Genomic DNA, 26,090 nt, shown 5'->3' on the forward strand with positions numbered 1-26,090 from the left:
TCGCGCGCAATGCCGATGCCCCCTCAAGCATAATGAATCATGCGCGAATTCGGGCGTGCCGTTCATGCGAATGATGTCGCCAATGTCGGTTTGTCCCACATAAACAAATGCGTGAAACTGTCGTCGATTGCGCTTGTGCAGTTTTCGGTCCGCGAATATATAGGCGCCAAATTTGGGGTTTGTTGGGTGAGTCGAATGAACGACATCGTTACCGCCGATTACGTACCCTCCGAAGACGAGCCGTTTATGAACGAGCGGCAGAAATCCTACTTTCGCATGAAGCTCGTCACCTGGAAGAACGACATCTTGCGCGAAGCGCGCGAAACTCTCGAAATCCTGCAGCAGGAAAACGCCAACCACCCTGACCTCGCCGATCGCGCCTCCTCCGAAACCGACCGCGCGATCGAACTTCGCGCCCGCGATCGCCAGCGAAAACTCATCTCCAAGATCGATTCGGCCCTCCAGCGCCTTGACGAAGGCACTTACGGTTACTGCGAGGAGACGGGCGAGCCGATCGCGCTGAAGCGGCTCGACGCGCGCCCGATCGCCACCTTGTCGATCGAGGCACAGGAGCGCCATGAGCGGCGCGAGAAGGTCTACCGCGACGACTGAGCAGGCGGGAAAAACACGGCATCGGTAGAGCGTTCAAAATGGCCGGTTTTCCGGCCATTTTCATTGGCCGTTCGCTATCGCCCTATCTTTTCTGATTGGACAACTCGCCGAGGAGCTTCGTCATCTCGTCGTCGAGAGAGGGCGATGCCTTCGCCACCGGCTTGCTCGCCGTTTGGCTGAAGCGTGGCTCGTCGAGGGAAACCTCCAGCTCCTTCATCAGCGCATCGTCGATCGACTCATGCTGTGCCGGCGGCTCGTATCTTGCCGGGGAGTCCTGTCTTGCCGGCTGCGGCGCATGCCGCGAGGCATTGGCATTGACGGATCCATAACTTGGCAACGGTGTAACGTTCGATGCCGGTTTCGGCGCCGGCGTAGGCGCCGGCATTGTTGCCGCCATCGTCGCCGTCTGGCGAGCTCGGACAGGGGGTGTGGCCGCGCTTGCCGGCTGCGGCGGCGCTTGCCTCGCCGGCGCGGCTGTGGTCTGAGCTGGCCTTGCTGCCGGCTGATGGCTGTTGTCTCCGGTCAATGCCGGGCGGCGCAGCGCCGAGAGCCTGATGTCGCGCTCGACGACGACGTCGGTCGGACCACCGATCAAGAGCAGGTGCTCGATATCGTCGCGGCGCACCAGCACCAGCCGCCGGTGACTGTCGACCGCTGTGGCATCCATGACAGCCAGCCGCGTCTTGCGGTTCCTGCCCCCGGCGACGAATGTTCCGAATGTCAGGCTGCGGACCAGCCTGATGATAAGAAGAATGATGAGCAGCAGGACAAGTACTGCAAACGTCCATAGGATTGCTGCGGCATAACCAGGCCCCGCCACGCCATCCACCCATTGCAGCATTGGTTCCCCCAAAATCAGCTTTCGAAGAGAGGCGACACTAGACTGTTGCGGCAGGCCACCGCAAGTTGCCTTTCACGCTTCGTGAACAGCTCGAAACCGGGAGCCGAACGGCGTCATTTTTAGCGGACATCTGCCGCCGGGCCTTTTCCCGACCCTGAGAATATGATTCAACCGACGCCGGAATTCACGAGCAGGGGGCACATGGCCAAGGAAGCGCGCGGCGATTTCTATCCGGTACCTATCGTCGACCAGAACACGCGACCGGGCGCGGTCACCCGGCTCATCGTTTTCATCGTCGTCCTGACAGGGGCAGCGATCGTCTTCGGCCTTTTCCGAGAGCGACTTGGCGATCCCTTCCTGCTCGGCATGCTTGGCGTGCTGGCGATGATCGGCGTCGGCTTTCTATTCGCCACTGCGATCGGCTTCGTGCATATCACGCCGCGCTCGACAAGCGACGAACTGTCGAAAGCTTTCGTCGATTCGATGTCACAAGGTCTCCTGGTCACCGACACCAAAGGCCGTATCATCTACGCCAACCGGACCTATGCCGATATGACGGGTGCCGAGTCGGCCGCCGACATCAAGACGGTCGAAGGTTTGCTTTCAGACGTTCCCGAGGCCTCGGTGACCATATACCGGCTGGCGTCGGGCCTGCGCGACGGCCAGCCGGGCGACGGCGAGTTTCGGCTTGCGCAGTCCATTCGGCCAGGCGCCGAACCGGGCGCGCGCTGGTACCGCGTCCGGGCCCGCGCGTTCAGCGTTCCAGGCCAGCGGCTGCCGATGCTTGCCTGGCAGCTTGCCGATATCTCGCAGGAACGGGCCGAGCAGGAGCGGTTCTTTCTCGACCTGCAAAAGGCGATCGATCACCTCGATCACGCGCCGGCCGGTTTCTTTTCGGCCGACCAGGAAGGCCGCGTCACCTATATCAACGCGACCCTTGCGGAGTGGCTGGGCATCGACCTGGCCAGCTTCACTCCCGGCGCCATCACGCTGCCGGAGATCGTCGCCGGCGACGGCATGGCGCTGGTCCGTTCGGTCAAGGCCGATGCTGGTACCACGCGCAATGCCGTTATCGACCTCGATCTGACGACGATGACCGGCGAGGCGCTGCCGGTGCGCTTCATGCATCGTGTCTCGGCCAGCCGAGAGGGGCTCAACGGCCCGACTCGCACCATCGTGCTCAACCGGACGCAAGGCGAGGACGCTTCGGCCGACCTCCGTGCATCGGAAATACGCTTCACGCGGTTCTTCAACTCGACGCCGATGGCGATAGCCGGCGTCGATCATGCCGGCCGCATCCTGCGCACCAATGCGCCGTTCCTGTCGCTGTTTTCCTCGGTCGTCGACCGCGACGCGGTCGATCGGCGTGTGCGGCTGGATACGGTGATCCACGAGCGCGACCGGCCGGCTTTCGCCGCGGCCTTTGAAAAGGCACGTCAGCAACAGGCTGACATCGAGCCGATCGATACGGTGCTGCCCGGCAATGAGGAGCGCCACATACGCTTCTACGTCAATGCGGTCGCTGACGGCACCGGCGGCGAGGGCGCCGAGGAATCGGCCATCGTCTATGCCGTGGAGACCACCGAGCAAAAGGCCCTCGAGGGCCAGATGGCGCAGAGCCAGAAAATGCAGGCGGTCGGCCAACTCGCCGGCGGCATCGCGCATGATTTCAACAATGTGCTGACCGCCATCATCATGGCCTCGGACCTGCTGTTGACCAACCACCGGCCGTCCGATCCGTCATTCCCGGACATCATGAACATCAAGCAGAACGCCAACCGGGCGGCCTCGCTGGTGCGTCAGTTGCTGGCCTTCTCGCGCAAGCAAACGCTGCGGCCGGAGGTGCTCAACCTGACCGACGTGCTCGCCGATCTAAGGATGCTGCTTGCCCGGCTGGTCGGCAACGACATCAAGCTCAAGATCGACCATGGCCGCGACCTGTGGCCGGTCAGGGTCGATATCGGGCAATTCGAGCAAGTGGTGGTCAATCTGGCGGTCAATGCACGCGACGCGATGCCGGCCGGCGGCGAACTCACCGTACGTACCCGCAACGTCAGCGCCGGGGAATGCAAGACCTTTTCCTATCGCGAACTTACACCGGCCGACTATGTGCTGGTCGAGGTCGAGGACAGCGGCAGCGGCATCGCGCCTGATGTGCTGAAAAAGATCTTCGAGCCCTTCTTCACGACAAAGGAGGTTGGCAAGGGAACTGGCCTTGGTCTGTCCATGGTCTATGGCATCATCAAGCAGACAGGCGGCTTCATCTTCTGCGATTCCGAAGTCGGCAAGGGATCCGTGTTCCGTATCTTCCTGCCGCGGCACATTGCGGAGGCAAGGAAGGCGGGCGAGGCTGGAGAGGCGCCGGCCGCACCTGCCAAGATCGCCGACTCAGCCAAGGACCTGTCGGGCTCGGCCACGGTGCTGCTGGTCGAGGACGAGGACGCCGTGCGCATGGGCGGTATGCGGGCGCTGAAATCGCGCGGCTACACCGTCCACGAGGCGTCGTCCGGCGTCGAGGCGCTTGAGGTCTACGAAGCGCTCGGCGGCAAGGTCGACGTCGTGGTGTCGGACGTGGTGATGCCGGAAATGGACGGCCCGACGCTGCTCGGCGAATTGCGCAAACGGCAGCCCGACATCAAGTTTATCTTCGTGTCCGGCTATGCCGAAGACGCGTTCGCCAAGAACTTGCCGGCCGACGCGCATTTCGGCTTCTTGCCGAAGCCGTTTTCGCTCAAGCAATTGGCCACAATCGTAAAGGACATGCTGGAATCCTGACCCTTCCAACGCTCCGCTTGCGCAATGTCGTGAGACTGCCATGATTGCAGGTGAAACGGGCGACGGGTTTTGGAAAGCATGCCGTGACGCCACACAACGAAGCTAGCAAAGGCGACTACGCAAGCACGGTGCTGCTGCCGGGCGACCCGCAGCGCGCTGAATGGATGGCGGAGGCCTTTCTGGAAGCGCCGCGCTGCGTCAACCGCCGCCGCGGCGCGCTCGGCTTTACCGGGCTGTTTCGCGGCAAACCTGTCAGCATCCAATCCACCGGCATCGGCGTCTCTTCGTTCCTGGTCTATGTGCATGAGCTGCTGGACTTCTATGGTGCGAAAACACTGATCCGCACTGGTACCTGCGGTGGCCTGACCGCCGAGATGGCGCTGCGCAGCCTGGTGATCGCGCAATCGGTGCGTGGCGAAAATGCGGAGAGCGGCCAGGTTTTTGGGCTCTATCGTGCCGATGCCGGTCCCGATCCGGCATTGTTGACCCAGGCATTGGCCCGAGCTTCGGAACTCGGCATCGACCATCGGGCCGGGCTGACCATTTGCAGCGATATTTTCTATCATCCGCTGGGGCGCGAACGCTTTGCCGAAGCACAGGCACAGGGCGCGCTCGCCGTGGACATGGAAACCAGCGCACTCTACCGCATTGCGGCCGATTTCGGCGCTCGGGCGCTGTCGATCCTGACCGTCGTCGACAACGTGGCAACCGGCGAGCAGACCGACTATTCCGAACGCCAGGGGCTTTTCACCGATATGACCCGGCTGGCGCTCGATCTGGCGGCGGAGAGCTAGGCGGCTTTTGTGCTTCGGAGTACGGAACCTCGCCAGGTTCCGTACTTTTCAACGCTTCGTGCAGGTCGAGGCGGTAAAGGCGCCGTCTGGCTGCTTCATGATGATGTCGAAGGACGGGGTGGTTCCGCTTTCCAGCGTCGCCTGCGTAAGCGAGATCGAGTTGCCGCCACTGGTATAGCCACCCAGCGGACCTAGCCAGGTGATCACGCCGTCTGCATCCATCTGGTAATTGTAGCTCTGCGGCGCGATGCCGAAGCTCACAGGACCGCTATAGACGTTTCCCTTGATGGTGATGTCGCCGAGGCTGAGGAACATGCCAAGCAGGTAGACTTCGCAATGATAGGAGCCGTCCGGCAGCTTGCCGTCGCTGAAGCCGGCGCGCGCTACGGTCGTCGCCGCCAGCAGAAGCATGGCGGTGAAAATGCAAGAAGCTCTGAAAGCCATATGATCGCTCGTTAAAGGGGTTCAAACTTGCCCATTTCGCTGCGGCGCTGCAATCCTCACCAGCGCTCATATGATGCTGCTCAAAATTCATGCATTGGCTTATATGTGAGTAAAACTTAGGCTGATATGGGTGATCCTTTCTCGTTTCGAACATAGCAGGCGGGGTTCATCTCCTGCAGCTAATACATTAACCGACTGACAGAGCTGGGAAATCTCAAATCCTCCGAACTTGCTCCGGTGATTGGCACAGCCGTTGCATGGTCTGTCCCGATGCAGTTAACCAGCTTGGGAGTTTAAAAGTATGAGGGGCAGTTTCTCGACAATAGCAAAAATGTTTTCGGCCGGCGTGGTCACCGCCGGCCTGCTGATGAGCGTTCCCGCCAAGGCGGCCGACGACACCATCAAGGTCGGCATCCTCCATTCGCTGTCGGGAACCATGGCGATCTCGGAGACAACGCTGAAGGACGCCATGCTGATGCTCATCGAAGAGCAGAATGCCAAGGGCGGCCTGCTCGGCAAGAAGCTCGAGGCGGTGGTCGTCGATCCGGCTTCCAACTGGCCGCTGTTCGCCGAAAAGGCGCGCGAGCTGATCTCGAAGGACAAGGTCGCCGCGGTGTTCGGCTGCTGGACCTCGGTGTCGCGCAAATCGGTGCTGCCGGTGTTCAGCGAGCTCGACAACATCCTGTTCTACCCGGTCCAGTATGAGGGTGAGGAAAGCGAGCGCAACGTGTTCTACACCGGTGCGGCGCCGAACCAGCAGGCCATTCCGGCCGTCGATTATCTGATGAGCGAGGATGGCGGTTCGGTGAAGCGCTGGGTGCTCGAAGGCACCGACTACGTCTACCCGCGCACCACCAACAAGATCCTCGAGGCCTATCTGAAGGCGAAGGGCGTTGCCGCCGAAGACATCATGGTCAACTACACGCCGTTCGGCTTCTCCGACTGGCAGACCGAAGTTTCGGCGATCAAGAAGTTCGGCTCGGCCGGCAAGAAGACCGCCGTCGTCTCAACTGTCAATGGCGACGCCAACGTGCCGTTCTACAAGGAGCTCGGCAACCAGGGCATCAAGGCCGAGGACATCCCGGTCATGGCCTTCTCGGTCGGCGAGGAAGAGCTTGCCGGTCTGGACACTGCGCCGCTGGTCGGCCATCTCGCCGCCTGGAACTATTTCGAAAGCGTCGATACGCCCGAGAACGCCAAGTTCATCGCCGACTGGCACAAGTTCATCAAGAACGACAAGCGCACCACCAACGATCCGATGGAAGCCCACTATATCGGCTTCAACATGTGGGTGAAGGCGGTCGAGAAGGCCGGCACCACCGATCCGGACAAGGTCATCGACGCCATGGTCGGCGTCTCGGTGCCGAACCTGACCGGCGGTTATTCGACCATGATGCCGAACCATCACATCACCAAGCCGGTGCTGATCGGCGAAATCCAGGCCGACGGCCAGTTCGAAACCGTCTCGCAGACGCCGGGCCTGGTGATGGGCGACGAGTGGTCCGACTACCTGCCTGACTCCAAGGACCTGATCTCCGATTGGCGCGCGCCTCTGTCCTGCGGCAACTTCAATGTCGCCACAGGCAAATGCGGCGGCAAGGGAACCAACTGATCCTCCCGGTCTGTCCTTCCAGACCGCAAAAGTCTCCGGGCGGGCTCGTCCTCCAGCCTGCCCGGAGGCGACATTCAACCTCCAACAGCCACCAGAAACCGATGATCCTGATCCGCGCGATTGGCCTGATGCTGCTCCTCCTTCTGGGAATGCTGCTGCCGTCGAACGCCAGCGAATCCGATCTGCGCGCGGTCGTCGCCAAACTCGCCACCGCCTCCAATTTTTCAGCGATCGAAGCTGTCGTGCGCGAGCTTGCGGCAACCGGCGACACAGCCGTCGAACGGCCGCTTGCCGCGCTTGCGGAGGGCAGCCTTTACGTCCGCAAGGCCGATTCAGTAGTCTTTGTCGGCAAGGAGAGCGGCGACAGCATCGAACTGCTCGATGCGCTCACCGGCGAAAAGTCTGGCGAAGCAGCCAAGGCCGACATCACCAAGATCAAGGTCAACAACACGCTGCGCCGCGTCATCCGCGACGCGCTGGGCACGCTGACGCTGGGCTCCAAGGATCCGGCCGTGCGCATTGCCGCCGCCGACACCATGTTCAAGACGCCGGACGCGGCAAACATCGACCCGCTCGACACCGCGATCGCCAATGAGAGCGCGGCAAGCGTCAAGGCGCTGCTCGAACAGGCCCGTGCCGCATCGGTTCTCGTTTCAGACAGGCCGGAGGCCGACAAACTGGCGGCGATAGCGCTCATCGGTGCGCGCGGCGACCGGGATGCGGTGTCGCTGCTCACGTCGGTGGAGGCCAGTTCCGAAGGTGCGGTGAAGGACGCGGCGACTGCGGCGATATCCAACATCAATTCGACGCTGGCGCTGTGGGATGCCGGCCAGAATATCTGGTACGGCATATCGCTCGGATCGGTGCTGCTGCTGGCGGCGATCGGCCTTGCCATCACTTTCGGCGTCATGGGCGTCATCAACATGGCGCATGGCGAGATGGTCATGCTGGGCGCCTACACGACCTTCGTCGTGCAGGAGGTTATCCGCAATTCCTTTCCCGGCCTGTTCGACTGGTCGCTGGTCATCGCCCTGCCGCTGGCCTTCCTGGTGGCGGCGCTCGTCGGCCTTGTCATCGAGCGCGGGCTGATCCGCTTCCTCTATGGCCGGCCGCTGGAGACCCTGCTGGCGACATGGGGTGTCTCGCTGATCCTGCAGCAGGCGGTGCGCACCATCTTCGGGCCGACTAACCAGGAGGTCGGCAACCCATCCTGGATGTCAGGTTCGTTCGCGATCGGCCAGCTTTCGGTCACCTGGAACCGGCTCTGGATCCTGGCTTTTGCGCTCGGCGTCTTCGCGGTGCTGCTTTACGTGATGAAACGCACGCCCTGGGGGCTGCAGATGCGTGCCGTCACGGCCAATCGCCGGATGGCCGCCTCTATGGGCATCAGGACGCCGTGGGTCGATGCCCTGACCTTTGCATTGGGGTCCGGCATTGCCGGCATCGCCGGCGTCGCGCTCAGCCAGATCGACAATGTCTCGCCCAATCTCGGCCGCGGCTACATCATCGACAGCTTCATGGTCGTCGTTTTCGGCGGCGTCGGCAATCTCTGGGGCACGCTGGTCGGCGCCTTCTCGCTCGGCATTGTCAACAAATTCCTCGAACCCTATGCCGGAGCGGTGCTCGGCAAGATCGTCGTCCTGGTGCTGATCATCCTGTTCATCCAGAAACGCCCGCGCGGTCTGTTCGCGCTCAAGGGCAGGTCGGTGGAAGCATGATCACGGGGCGCTTCTTTGCCGCCGGCGCCGACCGCCGCGTCGCCATCACCATCTTCATCTTGCTGGCGGTTGCAATCGTCGTGCCGCTGCTCAATCTTGCGGTCTCGCCGACAAGTGCGTTTTACGTGCCGTCCTATATCGTCGCGCTCACCGGCAAATATCTCTGCTATGCACTGCTCGCCTTGGCGCTCGATCTCGTCTGGGGCTATTGCGGCATCCTCTCGCTCGGCCACGGCGCCTTCTTCGCGCTCGGCGGCTATGCGATGGGCATGTATCTGATGCGCCAGATCGGCTCGCGCGGCGTCTACGGCAATCCGCTGCTGCCGGACTTCATGGTGTTCCTGAACTACAAGGAACTGCCGTGGTTCTGGTACGGTTTCGACCATTTCTGGTTTGCCGCGATCATGGTGCTTGCAGTACCCGGCCTGCTCGCCTTCGTCTTCGGCTGGTTTGCCTTCCGCAGCCGCGTCACCGGCGTCTATCTGTCGATCATCACCCAGGCGATGACCTATGCGCTGCTGCTTGCCTTTTTCCGAAACGACATGGGTTTCGGCGGCAATAACGGCCTGACCGACTTCAAGGATATTCTAGGCTTCAACGTGCAGGCCGACATGACACGCTCGGCGCTGTTCGCGGCTAGCGCCGTCATGCTGGCGCTCGCCGTCTTCGTCACCTGGGCAATCGTCGGTTCCAAATACGGCAAGCTTTTGATGGCGGTGCGCGACGCCGAAAGCCGCACGCGCTTTCTCGGCTGGCGGGCGGAGAACGTCAAACTGTTCGCCTTCACCGTGTCGGCGGTGATGGCCGGCATCGCCGGTGCGCTTTACGTACCGCAGGTCGGCATCATCAACCCTGGCGAATTCGAGCCGTCCAATTCGATCGAGGTGGTGGTGTGGGCGGCCGTCGGCGGGCGCGGCACCATCGTCGGGCCGATCATCGGCGCGCTTTTGGTCAATGCCGGTAAATCCTGGTTCACCGGCGTGCTGCCTGAATTCTGGTTGTTTGCGCTGGGCGGACTGTTTGTCGCCGTCACGCTGTTCCTGCCCAAGGGCATCATCGGCATGTGGGATTCCTGGCGCGGCAACGCCAAGGCGTTGCGGGCGGCCTCGGTTGCCGAGGAAGCCGGGATCGATCCCGATGCGCCGGTGCCGCCGAAAACCGACCGTTCGGCGGCGAGAAGGCCGGGCGACTGGTCGGCCTCCAGCGCCGAACCGCAGCCGGCGGAGTGATGGTCTGATGTCGAAGAGCAACACCATCCTCTATCTCGACGGCGTTTCGGTTTCCTTTGACGGTTTTCGCGCCATCAACAACCTTTCGCTGGTGCTCGACAAAGGCGAGATGCGGGCGATCATCGGCCCCAACGGCGCCGGAAAGACGACGATGATGGACATCGTCACCGGCAAGACGCGGCCCGATGCGGGCGAGGTTTTCTTCAACGGTGAGGTCGATCTGACCAAACACGACGAGGCCGAAATCGCCATGATGGGCATCGGCCGTAAATTCCAGAAGCCGACCGTCTTTGAAAGCCACACGATCGAGGACAATCTGATGCTGGCGCTGAAAGGCCCGCGCTCGATCTTCCCGGCACTGTTCCATCGTCGCTCGGCCGCGGAAGTGCGGCAGATCGACGACATCCTCGGCATCATCCGGCTTGGCGACAAGCGCGACGAACTCGCCGCCAATCTGAGCCACGGCCAAAAGCAATGGCTCGAGATCGGCATGCTTCTGGCGCAGGATCCGCTGCTGCTGCTGGTCGATGAGCCGGTTGCCGGCATGACCGACGCCGAGACCGAGGAAACCGCGCGGCTGCTCAGGGATATCGCGCGCGACCATTCGGTCATCGTCGTCGAGCACGACATGCATTTCGTGCGCGAGCTCGGCGTCAAGGTTACCTGCCTGCACGAAGGCTCGGTGCTTTCCGAGGGCAGCCTCGACTTCGTTTCGGCCGACGAGCGCGTCGTCGAAGTCTACCTGGGGAGATGATCATGGTCTGGCGCGTTCCGTTCCATCATTTCGACCTTGCGTTCTTCACGCGTTGGAGAAAGCGCTGACCATGCTCGAAGTCTCCAATGCCACGCTGCATTACGGCGCCGCTCAGGCGCTGCGCGGTGTCTCGCTGACAGCCCGCGCCGGCAAGATCACCTGCGTGCTCGGTCGCAACGGCGTCGGCAAGACCAGTTTGATGAGATCGATCGTCGGCCATCATCGGCTGACGAGCGGAAGCGTTGCCTTCGAGGGGAAGGCGCTCGACCGGAGCGCGGCGTATGATCGCGCCCGGTCGGGCATCGCATTCGTGCCGCAGGGCAGGGAGATATTTCCGCTGCTTACGGTGCGGGAAAACCTCGAATCTGGCTTCGCGCCGCTGAAGCGCGCCGACCGCAACATTCCCGGTCACGTCTTCGAATTGTTTCCGGTGCTGAAGCAGATGCTCGCGCGCCGAGGCGGTGATCTTTCCGGCGGCCAGCAGCAGCAGCTTGCCATCGGTAGGGCACTGGTGATGCGGCCTAAACTGCTGGTGCTCGACGAGCCGACCGAAGGCATCCAGCCGTCGATCATCAAGGATATCGGCCGCGCCATCCGCTATCTGCGCGACCAGGCCGGCATCCCCGTGCTCCTGGTCGAACAGTATCTCGACTTCTGCCGGGAATTGGCCGACGAGGTCAACATCATGGACCGTGGCCAGATCGTTCATACCGGCTCGGCCGAGGATCTCGACCGGGCGGACGTCCGCAAATTCCTGACCGTCTGAATTCTTATTGATTCTATTACTTTGCAACTCTGGCGCGCTGCAGATTGCGTGCTAGATTTTGCTTGGCCTTGGTGAGTCGGCCGCTTTCCGTACCAGTTTCAACTTGGCAGATCAGGGGAAGGCGCGGATGCGTCGGCACGCTTGCGCGCAAGCCCTTCCCTTCGAGCGATCTGTTGTCGTCCAACATTTCGGGTGCTTGGGAGCCAGGGCCAGTCAATGGAGTGCTATGTCGAGGACTACCAGAAACGACGGCTCACGGAGCGCGTCGACATCCTGACAGCCATCAACATTCTGAAATCGCAGGGGTATGACCACGACGAACTCATCGCGGAGATCACCAAGGTCTTCTATGTCGATCTCGATGCCTTTAACGAGATCGTCAGGGTTGATCGGCGTCCGGACGAACGCGCCGCATAGCCGGTAGTTTAGGACCAAGCCACGCGGACCACCGACAGCGGGCGTCAGCCTGCGACCCGCTTCATCAGGGCGATGGCGCCGAATGGAGCGCGGACCTTGCCCTCTGTGATGAAGTAGACGAACACATCGCGTGGCTTGACCGGCGCGTCGGTTGAAGGATCGGCACGCGAGAGGTCGGCCGGCACCTTGCCTTCCGCCCAGGTTTTTGCGCGCGCCGCCCATTCGTCGAGCGCCTTTGGCGTGTAGCAATCGGGATTGTCGTCGTTCCCGGTCTGCAGCCGCGCATAGATGAAATCGCCGGTAACGTCGGCAATCCCCGGATATTTGGCGTGGTCGGCATAGACGATGGCGGCCTTGTGCTTTCGCGCCAAGGCGGCGAACTCCGGCACGACGAAGCTGTCGTTGCGCACCTCGACCGCGTGGCGCAACGCAACGCCGTCCTGCTTTTCCGGCAACAGCTTGAGGAAGGCCTCGAAATCGTCCGGGTCGAATTTCTTGGTCGGCGCGAACTGCCACAGGATCGGCCCGAGCTTGTCGCCAAGTGCCGCGACGCCCGACCCGAGGAAGCGCATGATCGATTCCCCGGCCTCGCCGAGCACGCGGCGGTTGGTGACGAAGCGGTTGCCCTTCAGCGAATAGACGAAACCATCCGGCGCGTCGTTGGCCCATTTGACGAAGGTCGGCTCCTTGAAGCTCGAATAATAGGTGCCGTTGACCTCGATAGTGGGAACCTGCCGGCTGGCATAATGCAGTTGCTTGGCCTTCGACAATTTGTCCGGGTAGAAGGACGTGTCCCACGGCTCGAAGGTCCAGCCGCCCATGCCGGCGCGGATTGTTCCTGATTGAGTCATGGTCGTCCTCCCGGTTTGCAGAAAAGGATCACGCGATGGCGGTCGTCTCGACGGCTTTCGCCATGTCGACGACTGTCCATCCTGGCCGATATGGATTGGGCCGGCGACCCGTTTCGCGAAAGCCGTAGGCCTTATACAACGAAACGTTCCGTTCCATTCTGGCATTGGTGTAGAGTCGGATTTCAGGCAAGCTCCACAGGCGCGTCTGTTGCTCGGCCCAGTCGAGCAGCCCGATGCCGAAACCCTTGCCCTGAAAGGCGGGCGCAACGGCGACGCTGAAGATCATTGTATGGTCCGCATGTCGTTCGAGAACGATCAAGCCGGCCGGCTGTCCGTTCTGCTCCGAAAGCCAGACCTCGCCGCGTTCTATGCGCGGCGCGTAGTCCTCGGTGACAGGGATCGGCGGTGCGCCGAGCAGGGCAGTGTAGGGCGCGTAGGCGTCGGTGGTGAGCGAGATCACCATGGGGAGATCATCGGCCCGAGCGGCTCTCATGATCAAAACTGGCCCGCGCCGGCAGCGGCCGCAATCACCTTGTCCATGCCGGCCGCTATCGCGGCGACGGCATTGCGACTGGCGTCGCCCAAGCCGTGGCGCTCGGCGAGCCAGTGTGCGTCATTGTAGGAAAGCCAGATCCTGCCTTGCTCGTCCTCCCAAGCCAGTGCCTTGACCGGCAGATCGATGCCGGCAAGCTGCCGGTCCTGCATCAGTGGCGTACCGCCTTTCGGATTGCCGAAAATCAGGAGCTGGGTTGGACGCAGTGATGTTTCGACGCTGCGCGCACCAGCGGCGTGATCAATGCGGGCGAAGACCAACAATCCTGCACGTTCGACAGTTTCGACCAGGCGATCGATGGTTTCGGTCACGCCGAAGCGGCTTTGGACCGTGATGAGACCGTTCTTTGCCATCACTCCGCCGCTTCGCGCTTGCCTCCAGGGCGCCGCTCCAGCAATTCCCTCAGGAACTGCCCGGTATAGCTGCGTTTTTCGCGGACGATGTCCTCCGGCGTGCCGGACGCCACCAGCTCGCCGCCGCCGTCACCACCTTCGGGGCCAAGATCGAGAACCCAGTCAGCGGTCTTGATCACCTCTAGATTGTGCTCGATGACGACGACCGTGTTGCCCTGGTCGACCAGCTCGTGCAGCACTTCAAGCAACTTGGCGACGTCGTGGAAATGCAGGCCGGTGGTTGGCTCATCGAGAATGTAGAGCGTCTTGCCGGTCGCCTTGCGCGACAGTTCCTTGGCAAGCTTGATGCGCTGCGCCTCGCCGCCCGACAAGGTCGTTGCCTGCTGGCCAACATGGATGTAGCCGAGGCCGACCCGTTTCAGCGTCTCCAGCTTGTCGCGCACGCCTGGCACGGCGGCGAAGAAATCGACGCCTTCCTCGACCGTCATGTCGAGAACGTCGGCGATCGACTTGCCCTTGAACAGGACGTCCAGTGTTTCGCGGTTGTAACGCTTGCCGTGGCAGACGTCGCAGGTGACGTAGACGTCGGGCAGGAAGTGCATCTCGATTTTGATGACGCCGTCGCCCTGGCAGGCCTCGCAGCGGCCGCCCTTGACGTTGAACGAGAAGCGGCCCGGCTGGTAGCCGCGCGCCTTGGCCTCCGGCAAGCCGGCGAACCAGTCGCGGATCGGCGTGAAGGCGCCGGTATAGGTGGCGGGGTTGGAGCGCGGGGTGCGCCCGATCGGCGACTGGTCGATGTCGATGACCTTGTCGAGGAATTCCAGCCCCTCGATGCGGTCGTGCTCGGCCGGATGCTCGCGCGAGCCCATGATGCGGCGCGACGCCGCCTTGAACAGGGTCTCGATCAGGAAGGTCGACTTGCCGCCGCCGGACACGCCGGTGACGGCGGTAAACGTGCCGAGCGGGATTTCGGCGGTGACGTTCTTCAGATTGTTGCCGCGCGCGCCGACGACCTTCAGCCGGCGGTTCTTCTTGGCCTCGCGCCGCACTGCCGGCGTCGCCACTTCGAGCTCGCCCGACAGATATTTGCCGGTGATCGAAGCGGGCGTCGCCATGATCTGCTGCGGCGTGCCCTGGGCGATGATGTGGCCGCCATGAATGCCGGCGGCCGGGCCGATATCGACGACATAGTCGGCGTGCAGGATGGCGTCCTCGTCATGCTCGACGACAATCACTGTGTTGCCGATGTCGCGCAGATGCTTCAGCGTATCGAGCAGGCGGGCATTGTCGCGCTGGTGCAGACCGATCGACGGCTCGTCCAGCACGTAAAGTACGCCGGTCAGGCCGGAGCCGATCTGCGAGGCAAGACGGATGCGCTGGCTCTCGCCGCCTGACAGCGTGCCGGAGTTGCGCGACAGCGTCAGATAATCGAGCCCGACATCGTTGAGGAAGCGCAGCCGCTCGCGGATTTCCTTGAGCACGCGCACCGCAATCTCGTTCTGCTTGTCGTTGAGCGAAGCGGGCAGATCGGTGAACCACTGGTCGGCCTTGCGGATCGACAGCTCGGTGACCTCGCCAATGTGCTTGCCGGCGATCTTGACCGCGAGCGCCTCGGGCTTCAGCCGATAGCCGCGGCAGGCCGGGCAGGGCGTGGCCGACATGAAGCGCTCGATCTCCTCGCGCATCCAGGCGGATTCGGTTTCCTTCCAGCGGCGCTCGAGGTTGGGGATGACGCCCTCGAAGGTCTTGGTCGTCTTGTAGGAGCGCAGGCCGTCATCGTAGTGGAAGGTGATTTCGCGCTCGCCGGTGCCGTGCAGGATGGCTTGCTTTGCCTCTTCGCTCAGATCCTTGAACTTGTCGCCGAGCTTGAAGCCGTAGGCAACGCCCAGCGCTTCCAGCGTTTGCGTATAATAGGGCGACGTCGATTTCGCCCAAGGGCTGACGGCGCCGGCGCGCAGCGAGACATTCTCGTCGGGCACGACCAGGCTGGCGTCGATGGCGCGTTGGCTGCCGAGCCCATCGCAGGTCGGGCAGGCGCCGAACGGATTGTTGAAGGAGAACAGCCTGGGCTCGATCTCGGGAATGGTGAAACCGGATACCGGGCAGGCGAACTTTTCCGAGAACAGCATGCGTTCATGCGTCTCGTTCTTCGATTTGTTGACCGAATCCTCGCCGGTCTGGCTGGCGTCGAGCGGCCTGTCGGCAAATTCCGCTACCGCCAGTCCGTCTGCAAGTTTCAGCGCGGTCTCGATGGAATCGGCGAGCCGCGTCGCCAGATCGCCGCGCACGACGATGCGGTCGACGACAACGTCGATGTCATGCTTGTATTTCTTGTCGAGCGCGGGCACGTCGGCGATCTCGTAGAAGACGCCATCGACCTTGACGCGCTGAAAACCCTTCTTCTGCAGCTCCAGCAGTTCCTTGCGGTACTCGCCTTTGCGGCCGCGCACCATCGGCGCCAGGATGAACAGCCGGGTGCCTTCCTCGACTGCAAGCACCCGGTCGACCATCTGCGAGACCGTCTGGCTCTCGATCGGCAGGCCGGTGGCCGGCGAATAGGGTACACCGACGCGGGCGAACAAAAGCCGCATATAATCGTAGATCTCGGTGACGGTGCCGACAGTCGAACGTGGGTTCTTCGAGGTGGTCTTCTGCTCGATGGAGATGGCTGGCGACAGGCCGTCGATCTGGTCGACGTCCGGCTTCTGCATCATTTCGAGGAATTGTCGTGCATAGGCCGAAAGGCTCTCGACATAGCGGCGCTGGCCCTCGGCATAGATCGTGTCGAAGGCAAGCGACGACTTGCCCGACCCCGACAGACCGGTCATGACGATCAGGCTGTCACGCGGCAGGTCGAGATCGACATTCTTCAGATTGTGTTCGCGTGCCCCGCGAATGGAGAGATATTTATGGTCGGCCATCGCCGGTCGCCGCCTCAGAATCTGGAATTCGTGGGATGGGCGGGTTTTCCCGACCATCCCCTATGTAGGTAATTTCGCCGCCTTTTCGAGAGACGCCACAACTCTCGACCAAAGCGTTTAACCGCCTTTCGCGCGAACGGGCAAGCGGAAAGAACAAAGGCCGAACACGCTCCTGACAAAAGCTGCCCGTGCGGCTGGGTTCACCCGGGGTTCACAAAGCGTCTCGCGATCACATTTTTCGGTAATCGGCCATTCAAGGTTGACGTCCATCTGTCACGGGGGCAGACTCCAAACGTCAACGAAGCCGGCCGTCTTTCGATGGCCTCGCGGCCTGGGGCTAGCCTGCGAGACGCCGCGGGTTATGCGATGAGCGCTTCGACGACGACAGTCGCAACGAACAGAAGGAGAGCAGAGGCATGACTCCACCGGACAGTTCCTTGAGGCTCCACGTGTCGCTGGAGCCGCGGCAGGTATAAGTGGCTAGGCCAGGCATTTGCGCTACCTGCCAACGTTGACCTGCCGATCCCCACAACAATCAGAGACTGCTAGTCGGATCGTCGGCTGAACGCCGCGAAGCATCCGAAATAAAAAGCCGGCAGTACACTCCCGGCAATTTGGATTTTAGATCCAAGAAGCCCCGTCAATTGCACAAGCAATGACGGGGCTGTTCGTTTGAAGCGCACATTTGTGGTGCATGCCAGGCGAACTTACCGGCTGGGGGGCCTGATCCCGCCGGTAGCGACATCGATGGTTATGCTGCCGGAAATCCGAACGTCGGTATCGCCGATCTTGAACGTGCCGTTGCCGCTGCTTGGAACCGCGTCGTCGGGCTCAGGCTGCGGCGCTGGCTCGGCGATGCGATAGTCGCTGGTCACGCCGGGCAGGGCGCCCTTTTGCGAAGACGTCGAATTATCTTGGGCAAATGCCATGTCCACCAGCATGTTCGTGCCGGCCACAGTAGCGGTAGCAAGGCATAACAGGCTGGACGAACGGCTGGCGGTCATCCCCGGACTATAGTGCCGTGATGGCGGCAAGACCAGACCGATGGCGCTGAAGTTGCGGGCGCTCAATCGCCTCGGTTGCGTCCGCCGGCCCAACTCGTTCATGCGGCCTGCTTGCGAGTGTCGAAAACATGGTCGACGAGTCCCCAATCCTTGGCCTCCTGGGCGGTCATGAAAAAGTCGCGGTCGAGCGTGCGTTCCACTTCTTCGTAGGTGCGGCCGCAATGGTGGGCGTAAAGATCGGTCATGCGCCGCTTGGTGCGAAGGATGCCCTCGGCATGGCGCTGGATATCGGAGGCTTGGCCCTGGAAACCGCCGAGAGGCTGATGCAGCACGATGCTGGTGTTGGGTAGCGCGATACGCCGCCCTGGCGTGCCCGCCATCAGGAGAAACGAGGCCATCGAGGCGGCGAAGCCCATACAAACGGTGGAGACCGGGCAGCTGATATACTGCATCGTATCGTAGATGGCGAAACCGCTGGTCACCACGCCACCCGGCGAGTTGATGTAGAGCGAGACCTCCTTGTCGGGATTGTCGGATTCCAGCGACAGAAGCTGGGCGCAGACCAGCGCCGAGGTGCCGTCGTCGATCGGCCCGTTGATGAAGACGATGCGCTCGCGCAGCAGCCGCGAAAATATATCGAAGGCACGTTCGCCGCGACTCGATTGCTCGATCACCATCGGCACCAAATTGGCAAGGCCGCTCATCGTTATCTCCTTTGACGGTCGTCGTTCAGGCCGCGCGCATAAAGAGGCGCGGGGTGTTTGCGGCGATCTGCTTGTACTTGGGAGTACGCGCTTCAAACGAAAGTCGGCAACCGGCGCCTGCCATCGCGATCTCCGGCACTGCTGCCCGAGCAAAACCATCATGGACGATGCGCAGATGCGTGCCGCCGGAAACGGTGCGGTCGAGCGTAAAGGTGACGATGCTGTCCACTGGGCTATCGTTCATTGGGCTTTCCACCGGGCTACCGGGCGGCACCTGCGTATCGCCGGGCGCCGGCCGCTCCCGCCAGGAATAGCGCAGCAGCCGTCCGGGATCCGCGTCGAGGATTTCGCACTCGATCGGCGCATTCGGCGCTTTAAAGGCAAAACGGTTGCCGATTTCGGGCTTGATGTCGTTCGGCATCATCCAGGCCGCGAGCAGGTCCGGCACCGTCAGCGCCCGCCACACCTTTTCCGGCGGTTCGGGCAGCTCGCACTCGAACTCGATCTTGTCTGCGGCCATTTCGGCGCGTTCTTTGCCTCGGCTGGTCATTGGTCCATGTCCTTCAAAACCGTCTTGAGCCTTTCGATGCGCTCTGGCCAGAACGCACGGTAGCGTTCGATCCAGCCGAGCAGTGGCGCAAGCCCCTTCGGATCGACGCGGTAATAGGCGTTGCGACCGGCCCGGCGCTCGACCACGAGGCCGGCGCCGCGCAGCACTGCGAGATGTTGCGATACCGCCGGCTGCGATACCGGTATGCCAGTGCGCAGTTCCGACACCGTCATCTCGCCGTCGGCGAGCCGCTCATAGACGGCGCGACGCGTTGGATCCGCCAGTGCCCGAAAAATGTCTGCTTCGATCATGTCGAAAGCATAAGTCAATACTTATCGGTTTGGCAAGCCGTGTTTTTTAAGACAGGCGGTGTTTTTTAAGACAGGCGAGGTTTTACAAACTCGCTGGAAGCCAGCGTCTCACCATGTCGGGGGATCCGTTGAACGTCGCCTCGAAAACTGGTGACGCGAGCACAGCATGAATATGAAGCAATTCGGAGCCGACGTTTCGGAAGCCATGTTGCCTGTGCGCGGCAACAACTAGCGACTGTCCGGCAGTCAAGACGAGATGCTCGTCATCGATCCACATCTCGGCTCTGCCAGCGATGACGGTAAGCACTTCCTCGACCGGGTGCCAATGTGTCGGGGCGCCAACCGCGGGTTCGACCCATTGTTCGAATATGCAAAGTTGAGTTGCGCCGTTGCAGGCCGAGACATGCATGCGGGTCTTTACTCCCGTCCGCCACTCTTCTTGCGGCTGATCGTCATGCGCAACCATCTTCATTGAGTTCGCCTCGATCCCATGGTCTGTGGAAATTCGACGCCAAGACACTACTTCTTACTGACAACTATTGACAGTGCAGGGCCTCTCCTATAGAACGAAAAGAGAACAAAAACGTTGTGGGAAAAGGCAGCGACGGCAGGCAGGGATTGTCCATAGCCTGTAAGGTGCGGCGACAAAAATCTGGTTTCGGATGAGCGCGGAGAAGTATCATGGCGGGTAGTGTCAACAAGGTCATTCTGGTGGGCAACCTCGGGGCGGACCCTGAAATCCGCCGCCTGAATTCGGGTGACCCGGTCGTCAACATCCGCATCGCGACGTCGGAAAGCTGGCGCGACAAGACGTCCGGAGAGCGCAAGGAAAAGACCGAGTGGCACAATGTCGTGATCTTCAACGACCAGATCGCCAAGGTGGCCGAGCAGTATCTGAAGAAGGGCATGAAGGTCTATGTCGAGGGCCAGCTGCAGACGCGCAAATGGCAGGACCAGACCGGCAATGACCGCTATACGACCGAAATCGTGTTGCAGAAATTCCGCGGCGAGCTGCAGATGCTCGATGCGCGGGGTGAGGGCGGCGGCCAGGTCGGCAACTATGCCGGTGGTGGTGCGAGCCGCGGTTCCGATTTCGGCCAGTCCGGCCCGGGCGAAAGTTTCAATCGTGGTGGCGCCAACAAGGGCGGCGGCGGTGGTTCGTCGCGCGAGCTGGACGACGAAATCCCGTTCTGATTTCTCGGGGCGGACTGCCCTTGCGGCGAAAAGCGCCGGCACCTTGGCCACGAAATGGCGTCCCGAAAATCTGTCTTGGATTTTCGGGACGTTGTGCGTTTGAGCGGTGAAAGGACGTATCAGGTGAAGGCAAGGGTCAAATGGGTCGAGGAGCGCACTTTCGTCGGCGAGTCCGCCAGTGGGCACAAGCTGGTGCTAGGCACTGCGTTCGGGCCGGAGGGCAAGACGCCGGGGCCGAGCCCAATGGAACTGATGCTGATCGGCACTGGCGGCTGCTCGGCCTATGACGTGGTCCATATCCTCGAAAAGGGGCGCGAGGCGGTCGAAGATTGCGTGGTCGAACTCGATGCCGACCGTGCAGAAGCCGATCCCAGGGTGTTCACCCGCATTCACATGCATTTTGTCGTCAAGGGCCGGGCGCTATCACACGACAAGGTGAAGCGGGCGATCGGGCTTTCGATCGAGAAATACTGCTCGGCCTCGGCAATGATGGCCAAGACTGCCGAGATTACCCACGACTTCGAAGTCATTGAAACGACAGCGAAGTAGGGCTGTTCCTACGTCGCCATCAGCGCCTTGATGCCGTCGGCGACGAACTGTACGGCGAGCGCCGCCAGGATGACGCCGAGCAGCCTTGTCAGGATCGAACGGCCGGTTTGGCCGAGGATACGGTCGATGCGCTCTGACAGCACGAACACCAGGTAGGTGATGACGAGGCAGATGGCGATGATGCCGACAAGCGCTATCTGCGCGCCCAAACCCTGAAACGAGCTTGAGAGCAGGACGGTCGCCGAAATCGCGCCGGGACCGGCAATAAGCGGGATCGCCAGCGGAAAGGCGGCGATGTTGTGGATCATGTCCCTGGTGATGGCGACGTCGCCGATCTTCTCCTTGCGGTCCTGCCGGCGCTCGAACACCATTTCGAAGGCGATGAAGAACAGCAGAAAGCCGCCGGCGACGCGGAAGGCCGGCAGAGTGATGCCGAAGACTGACAGGATCGACGCGCCGGCGATTGCGAACAACGCCATTACCAGGAAGGCGATGACCGAGGCGCGCACGGAGACCTGGTTGCGCTCCTCGCGGTTCATGCCGCGGGTCACGGCGAGGAAGAGCGGCGCCAGGCCGGGCGGATCGATCGTCACCAGTATGGTGACGAAGGCGTTGAACAGGCTGTCGAAGCTCGGCATGCTGACCCTCCCCGCCGGCAAAGCCGGATAACGGGATTGGTAGAGCAAAGCGGAGCCAGTGGAAACGGTGCGGATCAGGGGCTGTCGGCCCGGCGCGCCAGAAACTCGACTTCGAGACGCCAGGTGGCGCCGTCGTCCTGTGAGCGTTCGCCCAGCCAGCGGAACGAATTTTCGGTGATGCGCGAAAAGCTCCAGCGCACAGCAGATCCGGTGCCGTCTGCGCCTTGCTGGATGATGGTGTCGCCCTCGGCACGGCCGAGCTGGCGGCTGTAGTACTGATTGCGCGGATCGCTCCAGAAGATGTGCCAGGCGTCAACGCCGGGATCGTAGACGCGCAACGTCGTGCCATAGAAGGTCCATTTGCCGAGCGAGGGCGAGGGGCCGGCGTCACGGGCAGGCAGGATCCATACGTCCTGGATCGCGCGGCCTTCGAGCACCCAGCCGAAATGCACTTCGCCGCGCCCGGTCAGCACCTGACCGTCCTCGAGGTGGCGCGTGGCGTCGAACGTCCAGGCGCCGACGAAGCGGCCATAAAGATTCAGTTTCTCGGCAAGGGCCGGTACGGGCCCATCGCTGTGCAGGGCCTTGGCAAAGGAATTGGACATGGCTTCGCTCTCATCTTGTCAGGAGACCGGCAAGCATAGAGGCCGACAGGGGTTCTGCGCTTGGGAAAAGTTGCTATGTTTCGGCGATGACGACGAGCGCGCACAGGCTGGCGTCGGGCCGAGGCTGGCAGGTGTCGGATGTCATCTGCACCGCCAGCGCCGCCGACAGGCCATTCGAGGAGGAGCATCGGGATTTCTGCGTTGCCGCCGTAACCAATGGCACCTTCCGCTATCGTGCGCGCGAGGGCACGGCGATGCTGGCGCCGGGCGCGCTCCTGCTCGGCAATCCCGGCACATGCTATGAATGCGGTCACGAGCATGGCGCCGGCGACCGCTGCCTCTCCTTCCATTTCGGACCGGCCTATATGGAGCGGATCGTCGCCGCCGTGCCGGGCGCCAAGACGCTCGATTTCGGCACGCCGCGCCTGCCGCCCTTGCCGGCGCTGGTGCCGCTGCTTGCCGAAGCGGAGGCGGCGCGCGAGATGGCCGACACCGGCGCGTTCGAGGAACTCGCCCTGCGCATTGCCGGTGCCGCGGTAACAGCGGCTTGCAGCGCTACGGATCGGGGACGGACGCCGAGCCGCCGTGACCAGAAGCGTGTCGCCGAAGCGGTGCGGCGCATCGAAGTCGATGCGGACCGGCCGATCTCGCTTGCCGAACTCGCCGACGAGACCGCCACCAGCCCTTACCATTTCCTGCGCACCTTCCGGCACGTTGCCGGTATGACGCCCTACCAATTCCTGCTGAGAGCGCGGCTGCACAGGGCAGCCGTGCGGCTGCGGACGTCGGATCAGACGATTTCGGCGATTGCCTTTTCGGCGGGATTCAACGATCTATCAACCTTCAATCGCCGTTTCCGGCGGCTGATGGGCGAGGCGCCGGGTACTTATCGCGCCCGCCGGCGACGCCCGTGAAAGGGTGCACGGCCATATCGTCGCAATTGGTTTATCCTTTTGAATTTGCCGCTAAAAACCACACTGGAAAACTGCCGCGATTGTTGGAGTTTCAGGCTGGCTTCCTATATAAGCACCAAGTGATTCCTGATTAGATTGTGATCCGATTTGACCGACCAAAAGACACCGCGCGGCGCCGACGGCGGCCCCACCGGCATCGAGCCGATATCCATCATCGAGGAGATGCAGCGCTCCTATCTCGATTACGCCATGAGCGTGATCGTCAGCCGCGCGCTGCCGGACGTGCGCGACGGCCTCAAGCCGGTGCATCGCCGCATCCTCTACGCCGCCTATGAGAGCGGCTATCACTGGAACCGCAAATATGTGAAATCGGCACGCCCGGTCGCCGACGTGATGGGTAAATACCATCCGCACGGCGACGCGTCGATCTACGACGCTTTGGTGCGCATGGCGCAGGACTGGTCGCTGCGCGTGCCGCTGATTGACGGGCAGGGCAATTTCGGCTCGATCGACGGCGATCCGCCGGCGGCGATGCGCTACACGGAATCGCGGCTGACCAAGGTCGCGCATGAGTTGCTGGAAGACATCGACAAGGACACCGTCGATTTCCAGGACACTTACGATGCGTCGGGCAGCGAACCGAAAGTCCTGCCGGCGCGCTTTCCGAACCTGCTGGTCAACGGCTCCGGCGGCATCGCCGTCGGCATGGCCACCAACATCCCGCCGCACAATCTGGGCGAGGTCTGCAACGGCGCCATTGCCCTCATTGACAACCCAGCGATCGACCTTCCGGCGCTGATGGAGATCATTCCGGGACCGGATTTCCCGACCGGCGGCATCGTGCTTGGCCGTTCCGGCATCTACAGCGCCTATTCGACCGGCCGCGGCTCCATCGTCATGCGCGGCCGCGTCAACATCGAGGCGCGCGGCAACGACCGTGAATCGATCGTCATCACCGAGGTTCCCTATCAGGTGAACAAAGCATCGATGATCGAGAAGATGGCCGAACTGGTGCGCGACAAGCGCATCGAGGGCATTTCCGACATTCGCGATGAGAGCGACCGCCAGGGTTACCGCGTCGTCATCGAACTGAAGCGCGACGCCGTCGCCGACGTCATCCTCAACCAGCTTTACCGCTTCACTCCGCTGCAGACGTCCTTCGGTGCCAATATGGTGGCGCTGAACGGCGGCAAGCCGGAATTGCTGACGCTCACCGACATGCTGAAGGCGTTCGTCGCCTTCCGCGAGGAGGTGATCAGCCGGCGCACGAAATTCCTGCTGCGCAAGGCGCGCGACCGCGCCCATGTGCTGGTCGGCCTTGCCATCGCGGTTGCCAATATCGATGAAGTCATCAAGCTGATCCGCAGCGCTCCGGACCCGCAGACGGCGCGCGAGCAGTTGATGGAGCGACGCTGGCCTTCGGGCGACGTGGAATCGCTGATTCTTCTGATCGACGACCCGCGCCATCGCATCAACGAGGACGGTACCTACAATCTCTCCGAGGAGCAGGCGCGCGCCATCCTCGAACTGCGCCTGCAGCGCCTGACCGCGCTCGGCCGCGATGAGATCGCCGACGAGCTGAACACGATCGGCGACGAGATCAAGGACTACCTGGACATCCTGTCGTCCCGCGCCCGCGTCCAGCAGATCGTCAAGGACGAGCTCATCGCCGTGCGCGACGAGTTCGGCACGCCGCGCCGCACCGAGCTCGCCGAGGGCGGGGCGGACATGGAAGACGAGGACCTGATCCAGCGCGAGGACATGGTCGTCACGGTCAGCCATTCTGGCTACATCAAGCGCGTGCCGCTGTCGCTCTACCGGGCGCAGCGCCGCGGCGGCAAGGGCCGCTCCGGCATGTCGACCAAGGAAGAGGATTTCGTCACCCGGCTGTTCGTCGCCAACACGCACACGCCGGTGCTGTTCTTCTCTTCGCGTGGCATCGTCTACAAGGAAAAGGTCTGGCGCCTGCCGATCGGCAACCCGCAATCGCGCGGCAAGGCGCTGATCAATATGCTGCCGCTCGAACAGGGCGAGCGCATCACCACGATCATGCCGCTGCCGGAGGATGAGACGAGTTGGGGCGAGCTCGACGTCATGTTTGCCACCACGCGTGGCACCGTGCGTCGCAACAAGCTGTCGGACTTCGTCCAGGTCAACCGCAACGGCAAGATCGCCATGAAGCTGGACGAGGAAGGCGACGAGATCCTTGGCGTCGAGACCTGCACCGACAATGACGACGTGCTTTTGACGGCAAGTTCCGGCCAGTGCATCCGCTTTCCGGTCAGCCACGTACGCGTCTTCCAGAGCCGCAATTCGGTCGGCGTGCGCGGCATTGCGATGGCCGATGGCGACCGGGTGATCTCGATGGCGGTAATCGAGCACGTCGATGCGCCGCCGGCGGAGCGTGCCGCCTATCTCAAGCGGGTGGTGGCTGAACGCCGGCTCGCCGCCGACATCGCCGCCAGTGAGGAGGAAGAAATCCAGCTTACCAACGAAGAGGTCGGCGAAGAGGCGGAGCTTTCGGACGAGCGCTACGAATTCCTCAAGGCACACGAGCAGTTCGTGCTGACGGTGACGGAATATGGCTACGGCAAGCGTTCGTCGTCGTACGATTTCCGCCTGACCGGTCGCGGCGGCAAGGGTATCCGCGCCACCGACGTTTCGAAAACGGCCGAAATCGGCCGTCTGGTGGCGACCTTCCCGGTCGGCAATGACGATCAGATCATGCTGGTTTCGGATGGCGGCACCGTCATTCGCGTCCCGGTCAACGGCATTCGTTTCGCCAGCCGCGCCACCAAGGGCGTTACGATCTTCAACACCGCAGAGGGCGAGAAGGTCGTTTCGGTGGAGCGGATTTCGGAGCCGCAGGCGGACGAAGAGATCGAAGAGAGTGTCGAGGCTGAAAGCGGCGCTGCTACCGAAGGTGGGGATGACAACAACAACGTCGAGTGAGTTGCCACGACGCCGCCAGACCGATAGGT

General features: G+C 62.2%; 26 protein-coding genes. 13 read left to right on the forward strand and 13 right to left on the reverse strand.

Going from position 1 to position 26,090, the window contains the following annotated elements; translation table 11 throughout:
* The first annotated feature begins 195 nt into the window (after positions 1 to 195).
* Positions 196 to 612, forward strand: coding sequence for an RNA polymerase-binding protein DksA (gene dksA / locus NKH50_RS02985; RefSeq protein ID WP_023674847.1), 417 nt, complete (start codon positions 196 to 198; stop codon positions 610 to 612).
* A gap of 82 nt (positions 613 to 694) precedes the next feature.
* On the opposite strand, the gene NKH50_RS02990 is transcribed toward dksA, so the two are convergent.
* Positions 695 to 1,453: a hypothetical protein gene (locus tag NKH50_RS02990; RefSeq protein WP_352876590.1), complete on the reverse strand. Its 759-nt coding sequence runs from the start codon at positions 1,451 to 1,453 to the stop codon at positions 695 to 697.
* A 201-nt stretch (positions 1,454 to 1,654) separates the two neighbouring features.
* On the opposite strand from NKH50_RS02990, the gene cckA reads away from it, so the two are divergent.
* Together cckA and NKH50_RS03000 are read left to right on the forward strand one after the other, a co-directional pair.
* Positions 1,655 to 4,228, forward strand: coding sequence for a cell cycle histidine kinase CckA (gene cckA, locus NKH50_RS02995; RefSeq protein WP_352705519.1), 2,574 nt, complete (start codon positions 1,655 to 1,657; stop codon positions 4,226 to 4,228).
* An 83-nt stretch (positions 4,229 to 4,311) separates the two neighbouring features.
* Positions 4,312 to 5,022, forward strand: coding sequence for a purine-nucleoside phosphorylase (locus NKH50_RS03000; RefSeq protein WP_352705517.1), 711 nt, complete (start codon positions 4,312 to 4,314; stop codon positions 5,020 to 5,022).
* 48 nt (positions 5,023 to 5,070) lie between these two features.
* Here NKH50_RS03000 and NKH50_RS03005 read toward each other — a convergent pair whose 3' ends face one another.
* The gene (locus tag NKH50_RS03005; RefSeq protein ID WP_023674851.1) at positions 5,071 to 5,466 is read right to left on the reverse strand and encodes a hypothetical protein; all 396 of its coding nucleotides are present in this window, start codon (positions 5,464 to 5,466) and stop codon (positions 5,071 to 5,073) included.
* A 301-nt stretch (positions 5,467 to 5,767) separates the two neighbouring features.
* On the opposite strand from NKH50_RS03005, the gene urtA reads away from it, so the two are divergent.
* From urtA to NKH50_RS03035, 6 genes are all read left to right on the forward strand, one after another.
* Positions 5,768 to 7,078, forward strand: coding sequence for an urea ABC transporter substrate-binding protein (urtA, locus tag NKH50_RS03010; RefSeq protein ID WP_502894309.1), 1,311 nt, complete (start codon positions 5,768 to 5,770; stop codon positions 7,076 to 7,078).
* A 101-nt stretch (positions 7,079 to 7,179) separates the two neighbouring features.
* The gene (gene urtB, locus NKH50_RS03015) at positions 7,180 to 8,796 is read left to right on the forward strand and encodes an urea ABC transporter permease subunit UrtB (RefSeq protein WP_352705516.1); all 1,617 of its coding nucleotides are present in this window, start codon (positions 7,180 to 7,182) and stop codon (positions 8,794 to 8,796) included.
* Positions 8,793 to 10,025 (forward strand): urea ABC transporter permease subunit UrtC, encoded by a 1,233-nt coding sequence (gene urtC / locus NKH50_RS03020; protein WP_352705514.1) that lies wholly within the window; start codon positions 8,793 to 8,795, stop codon positions 10,023 to 10,025. The genes urtB and urtC overlap by 4 nt, the downstream gene beginning before the upstream one ends.
* Before the next feature lie 7 nt (positions 10,026 to 10,032).
* Entirely contained in the window at positions 10,033 to 10,779 is a 747-nt protein-coding gene (gene urtD, locus NKH50_RS03025; protein WP_352478979.1) for an urea ABC transporter ATP-binding protein UrtD, read from the forward strand.
* A gap of 70 nt (positions 10,780 to 10,849) precedes the next feature.
* The gene (gene urtE, locus NKH50_RS03030) at positions 10,850 to 11,545 is read left to right on the forward strand and encodes an urea ABC transporter ATP-binding subunit UrtE (protein WP_352688276.1); all 696 of its coding nucleotides are present in this window, start codon (positions 10,850 to 10,852) and stop codon (positions 11,543 to 11,545) included.
* Between the two features lie 216 nt (positions 11,546 to 11,761).
* Positions 11,762 to 11,962: a hypothetical protein gene (locus NKH50_RS03035; RefSeq protein ID WP_352507871.1), complete on the forward strand. Its 201-nt coding sequence runs from the start codon at positions 11,762 to 11,764 to the stop codon at positions 11,960 to 11,962.
* Between the two features lie 44 nt (positions 11,963 to 12,006).
* On the opposite strand, the gene NKH50_RS03040 is transcribed toward NKH50_RS03035, so the two are convergent.
* From NKH50_RS03040 to NKH50_RS03080, 9 genes are all read right to left on the reverse strand, one after another.
* Positions 12,007 to 12,813 (reverse strand): DUF72 domain-containing protein, encoded by an 807-nt coding sequence (locus NKH50_RS03040; protein ID WP_352876597.1) that lies wholly within the window; start codon positions 12,811 to 12,813, stop codon positions 12,007 to 12,009.
* Between the two features lie 28 nt (positions 12,814 to 12,841).
* A complete protein-coding gene (locus NKH50_RS03045; protein WP_352876600.1) occupies positions 12,842 to 13,312 on the reverse strand; it encodes a GNAT family N-acetyltransferase in 471 nt (156 codons plus the stop codon).
* Complete coding sequence (locus tag NKH50_RS03050) at positions 13,309 to 13,719, reverse strand: DUF302 domain-containing protein (protein ID WP_352876603.1); 411 nt, start codon at positions 13,717 to 13,719, stop codon at positions 13,309 to 13,311. Before NKH50_RS03050 ends, NKH50_RS03045 begins: the two co-directional genes overlap by 4 nt.
* Positions 13,719 to 16,640 (reverse strand): excinuclease ABC subunit UvrA, encoded by a 2,922-nt coding sequence (gene uvrA, locus NKH50_RS03055; RefSeq protein WP_352876606.1) that lies wholly within the window; start codon positions 16,638 to 16,640, stop codon positions 13,719 to 13,721. Before uvrA ends, NKH50_RS03050 begins: the two co-directional genes overlap by 1 nt.
* Positions 16,641 to 17,347: 707 nt before the next feature.
* Positions 17,348 to 17,644 carry a hypothetical protein gene (locus NKH50_RS03060; protein ID WP_352705562.1) on the reverse strand — a complete coding sequence of 99 codons (297 nt, stop codon included), beginning with the start codon at positions 17,642 to 17,644 and terminating at the stop codon, positions 17,348 to 17,350.
* Between the two features lie 98 nt (positions 17,645 to 17,742).
* Positions 17,743 to 18,348 (reverse strand): ATP-dependent Clp protease proteolytic subunit, encoded by a 606-nt coding sequence (locus NKH50_RS03065; protein ID WP_254817374.1) that lies wholly within the window; start codon positions 18,346 to 18,348, stop codon positions 17,743 to 17,745.
* 25 nt (positions 18,349 to 18,373) lie between these two features.
* A complete protein-coding gene (locus NKH50_RS03070; RefSeq protein ID WP_352876609.1) occupies positions 18,374 to 18,898 on the reverse strand; it encodes an SRPBCC family protein in 525 nt (174 codons plus the stop codon).
* A complete protein-coding gene (locus NKH50_RS03075) occupies positions 18,895 to 19,209 on the reverse strand; it encodes an ArsR/SmtB family transcription factor (protein ID WP_352448759.1) in 315 nt (104 codons plus the stop codon). The genes NKH50_RS03070 and NKH50_RS03075 overlap by 4 nt, the downstream gene beginning before the upstream one ends.
* A gap of 82 nt (positions 19,210 to 19,291) precedes the next feature.
* Entirely contained in the window at positions 19,292 to 19,681 is a 390-nt protein-coding gene (locus tag NKH50_RS03080) for a cupin domain-containing protein (RefSeq protein ID WP_352620076.1), read from the reverse strand.
* A 209-nt stretch (positions 19,682 to 19,890) separates the two neighbouring features.
* Between NKH50_RS03080 and NKH50_RS03085 the strand changes: the two genes are divergently transcribed.
* Together NKH50_RS03085 and NKH50_RS03090 are read left to right on the forward strand one after the other, a co-directional pair.
* Positions 19,891 to 20,403, forward strand: a complete 513-nt coding sequence (locus tag NKH50_RS03085; protein WP_352448761.1) for a single-stranded DNA-binding protein — start codon at positions 19,891 to 19,893, stop codon at positions 20,401 to 20,403.
* A 123-nt stretch (positions 20,404 to 20,526) separates the two neighbouring features.
* Complete coding sequence (locus NKH50_RS03090) at positions 20,527 to 20,952, forward strand: OsmC family protein (RefSeq protein WP_352705506.1); 426 nt, start codon at positions 20,527 to 20,529, stop codon at positions 20,950 to 20,952.
* An 8-nt stretch (positions 20,953 to 20,960) separates the two neighbouring features.
* Here the strand turns inward: NKH50_RS03090 and NKH50_RS03095 are convergent, their stop codons facing one another.
* Entirely contained in the window at positions 20,961 to 21,590 is a 630-nt protein-coding gene (locus NKH50_RS03095) for a MarC family protein (RefSeq protein WP_352705504.1), read from the reverse strand.
* Between the two features lie 74 nt (positions 21,591 to 21,664).
* The gene (locus NKH50_RS03100) at positions 21,665 to 22,195 is read right to left on the reverse strand and encodes a hypothetical protein (RefSeq protein WP_352705502.1); all 531 of its coding nucleotides are present in this window, start codon (positions 22,193 to 22,195) and stop codon (positions 21,665 to 21,667) included.
* Positions 22,196 to 22,281: 86 nt separating this feature from the next.
* On the opposite strand from NKH50_RS03100, the gene NKH50_RS03105 reads away from it, so the two are divergent.
* Together NKH50_RS03105 and gyrA are read left to right on the forward strand one after the other, a co-directional pair.
* On the forward strand, positions 22,282 to 23,109 hold the full coding sequence (locus tag NKH50_RS03105; RefSeq protein ID WP_352705500.1) for a helix-turn-helix transcriptional regulator: 828 nt from the start codon (positions 22,282 to 22,284) through the stop codon (positions 23,107 to 23,109).
* Between the two features lie 147 nt (positions 23,110 to 23,256).
* Entirely contained in the window at positions 23,257 to 26,061 is a 2,805-nt protein-coding gene (gene gyrA / locus NKH50_RS03110; protein ID WP_352876615.1) for a DNA gyrase subunit A, read from the forward strand.
* Positions 26,062 to 26,090 lie beyond the last annotated feature (29 nt).

Source organism: Mesorhizobium sp. M1027 (assembly GCF_040318745.1).
Taxonomy (GTDB): Bacteria; Pseudomonadota; Alphaproteobacteria; order Rhizobiales; family Rhizobiaceae; genus Mesorhizobium.

Coding starts and splice junctions, on each gene's coding strand:
- urtA (WP_502894309.1), top strand. CDS start 5,768: ATGAGGGGCAGTTTCTCGACAATAGCAAAAATGTTTTCGGCCGGCGTG.
- NKH50_RS03100 (WP_352705502.1), bottom strand. CDS start 22,195: ATGTCCAATTCCTTTGCCAAGGCCCTGCACAGCGATGGGCCCGTACCG.
- NKH50_RS02990 (WP_352876590.1), bottom strand. CDS start 1,453: ATGCTGCAATGGGTGGATGGCGTGGCGGGGCCTGGTTATGCCGCAGCA.
- dksA (WP_023674847.1), top strand. CDS start 196: ATGAACGACATCGTTACCGCCGATTACGTACCCTCCGAAGACGAGCCG.
- NKH50_RS03060 (WP_352705562.1), bottom strand. CDS start 17,644: ATGACCGCCAGCCGTTCGTCCAGCCTGTTATGCCTTGCTACCGCTACT.
- cckA (WP_352705519.1), top strand. CDS start 1,655: ATGGCCAAGGAAGCGCGCGGCGATTTCTATCCGGTACCTATCGTCGAC.
- urtD (WP_352478979.1), top strand. CDS start 10,033: ATGTCGAAGAGCAACACCATCCTCTATCTCGACGGCGTTTCGGTTTCC.
- urtB (WP_352705516.1), top strand. CDS start 7,180: ATGATCCTGATCCGCGCGATTGGCCTGATGCTGCTCCTCCTTCTGGGA.
- NKH50_RS03085 (WP_352448761.1), top strand. CDS start 19,891: ATGGCGGGTAGTGTCAACAAGGTCATTCTGGTGGGCAACCTCGGGGCG.
- uvrA (WP_352876606.1), bottom strand. CDS start 16,640: ATGGCCGACCATAAATATCTCTCCATTCGCGGGGCACGCGAACACAAT.
- NKH50_RS03005 (WP_023674851.1), bottom strand. CDS start 5,466: ATGGCTTTCAGAGCTTCTTGCATTTTCACCGCCATGCTTCTGCTGGCG.
- NKH50_RS03065 (WP_254817374.1), bottom strand. CDS start 18,348: ATGAGCGGCCTTGCCAATTTGGTGCCGATGGTGATCGAGCAATCGAGT.
- NKH50_RS03105 (WP_352705500.1), top strand. CDS start 22,282: ATGACGACGAGCGCGCACAGGCTGGCGTCGGGCCGAGGCTGGCAGGTG.
- NKH50_RS03095 (WP_352705504.1), bottom strand. CDS start 21,590: ATGCCGAGCTTCGACAGCCTGTTCAACGCCTTCGTCACCATACTGGTG.
- NKH50_RS03040 (WP_352876597.1), bottom strand. CDS start 12,813: ATGACTCAATCAGGAACAATCCGCGCCGGCATGGGCGGCTGGACCTTC.
- NKH50_RS03035 (WP_352507871.1), top strand. CDS start 11,762: ATGGAGTGCTATGTCGAGGACTACCAGAAACGACGGCTCACGGAGCGC.
- NKH50_RS03070 (WP_352876609.1), bottom strand. CDS start 18,898: ATGACCAGCCGAGGCAAAGAACGCGCCGAAATGGCCGCAGACAAGATC.
- NKH50_RS03080 (WP_352620076.1), bottom strand. CDS start 19,681: ATGAAGATGGTTGCGCATGACGATCAGCCGCAAGAAGAGTGGCGGACG.
- urtE (WP_352688276.1), top strand. CDS start 10,850: ATGCTCGAAGTCTCCAATGCCACGCTGCATTACGGCGCCGCTCAGGCG.
- urtC (WP_352705514.1), top strand. CDS start 8,793: ATGATCACGGGGCGCTTCTTTGCCGCCGGCGCCGACCGCCGCGTCGCC.
- NKH50_RS03075 (WP_352448759.1), bottom strand. CDS start 19,209: ATGATCGAAGCAGACATTTTTCGGGCACTGGCGGATCCAACGCGTCGC.
- NKH50_RS03050 (WP_352876603.1), bottom strand. CDS start 13,719: ATGGCAAAGAACGGTCTCATCACGGTCCAAAGCCGCTTCGGCGTGACC.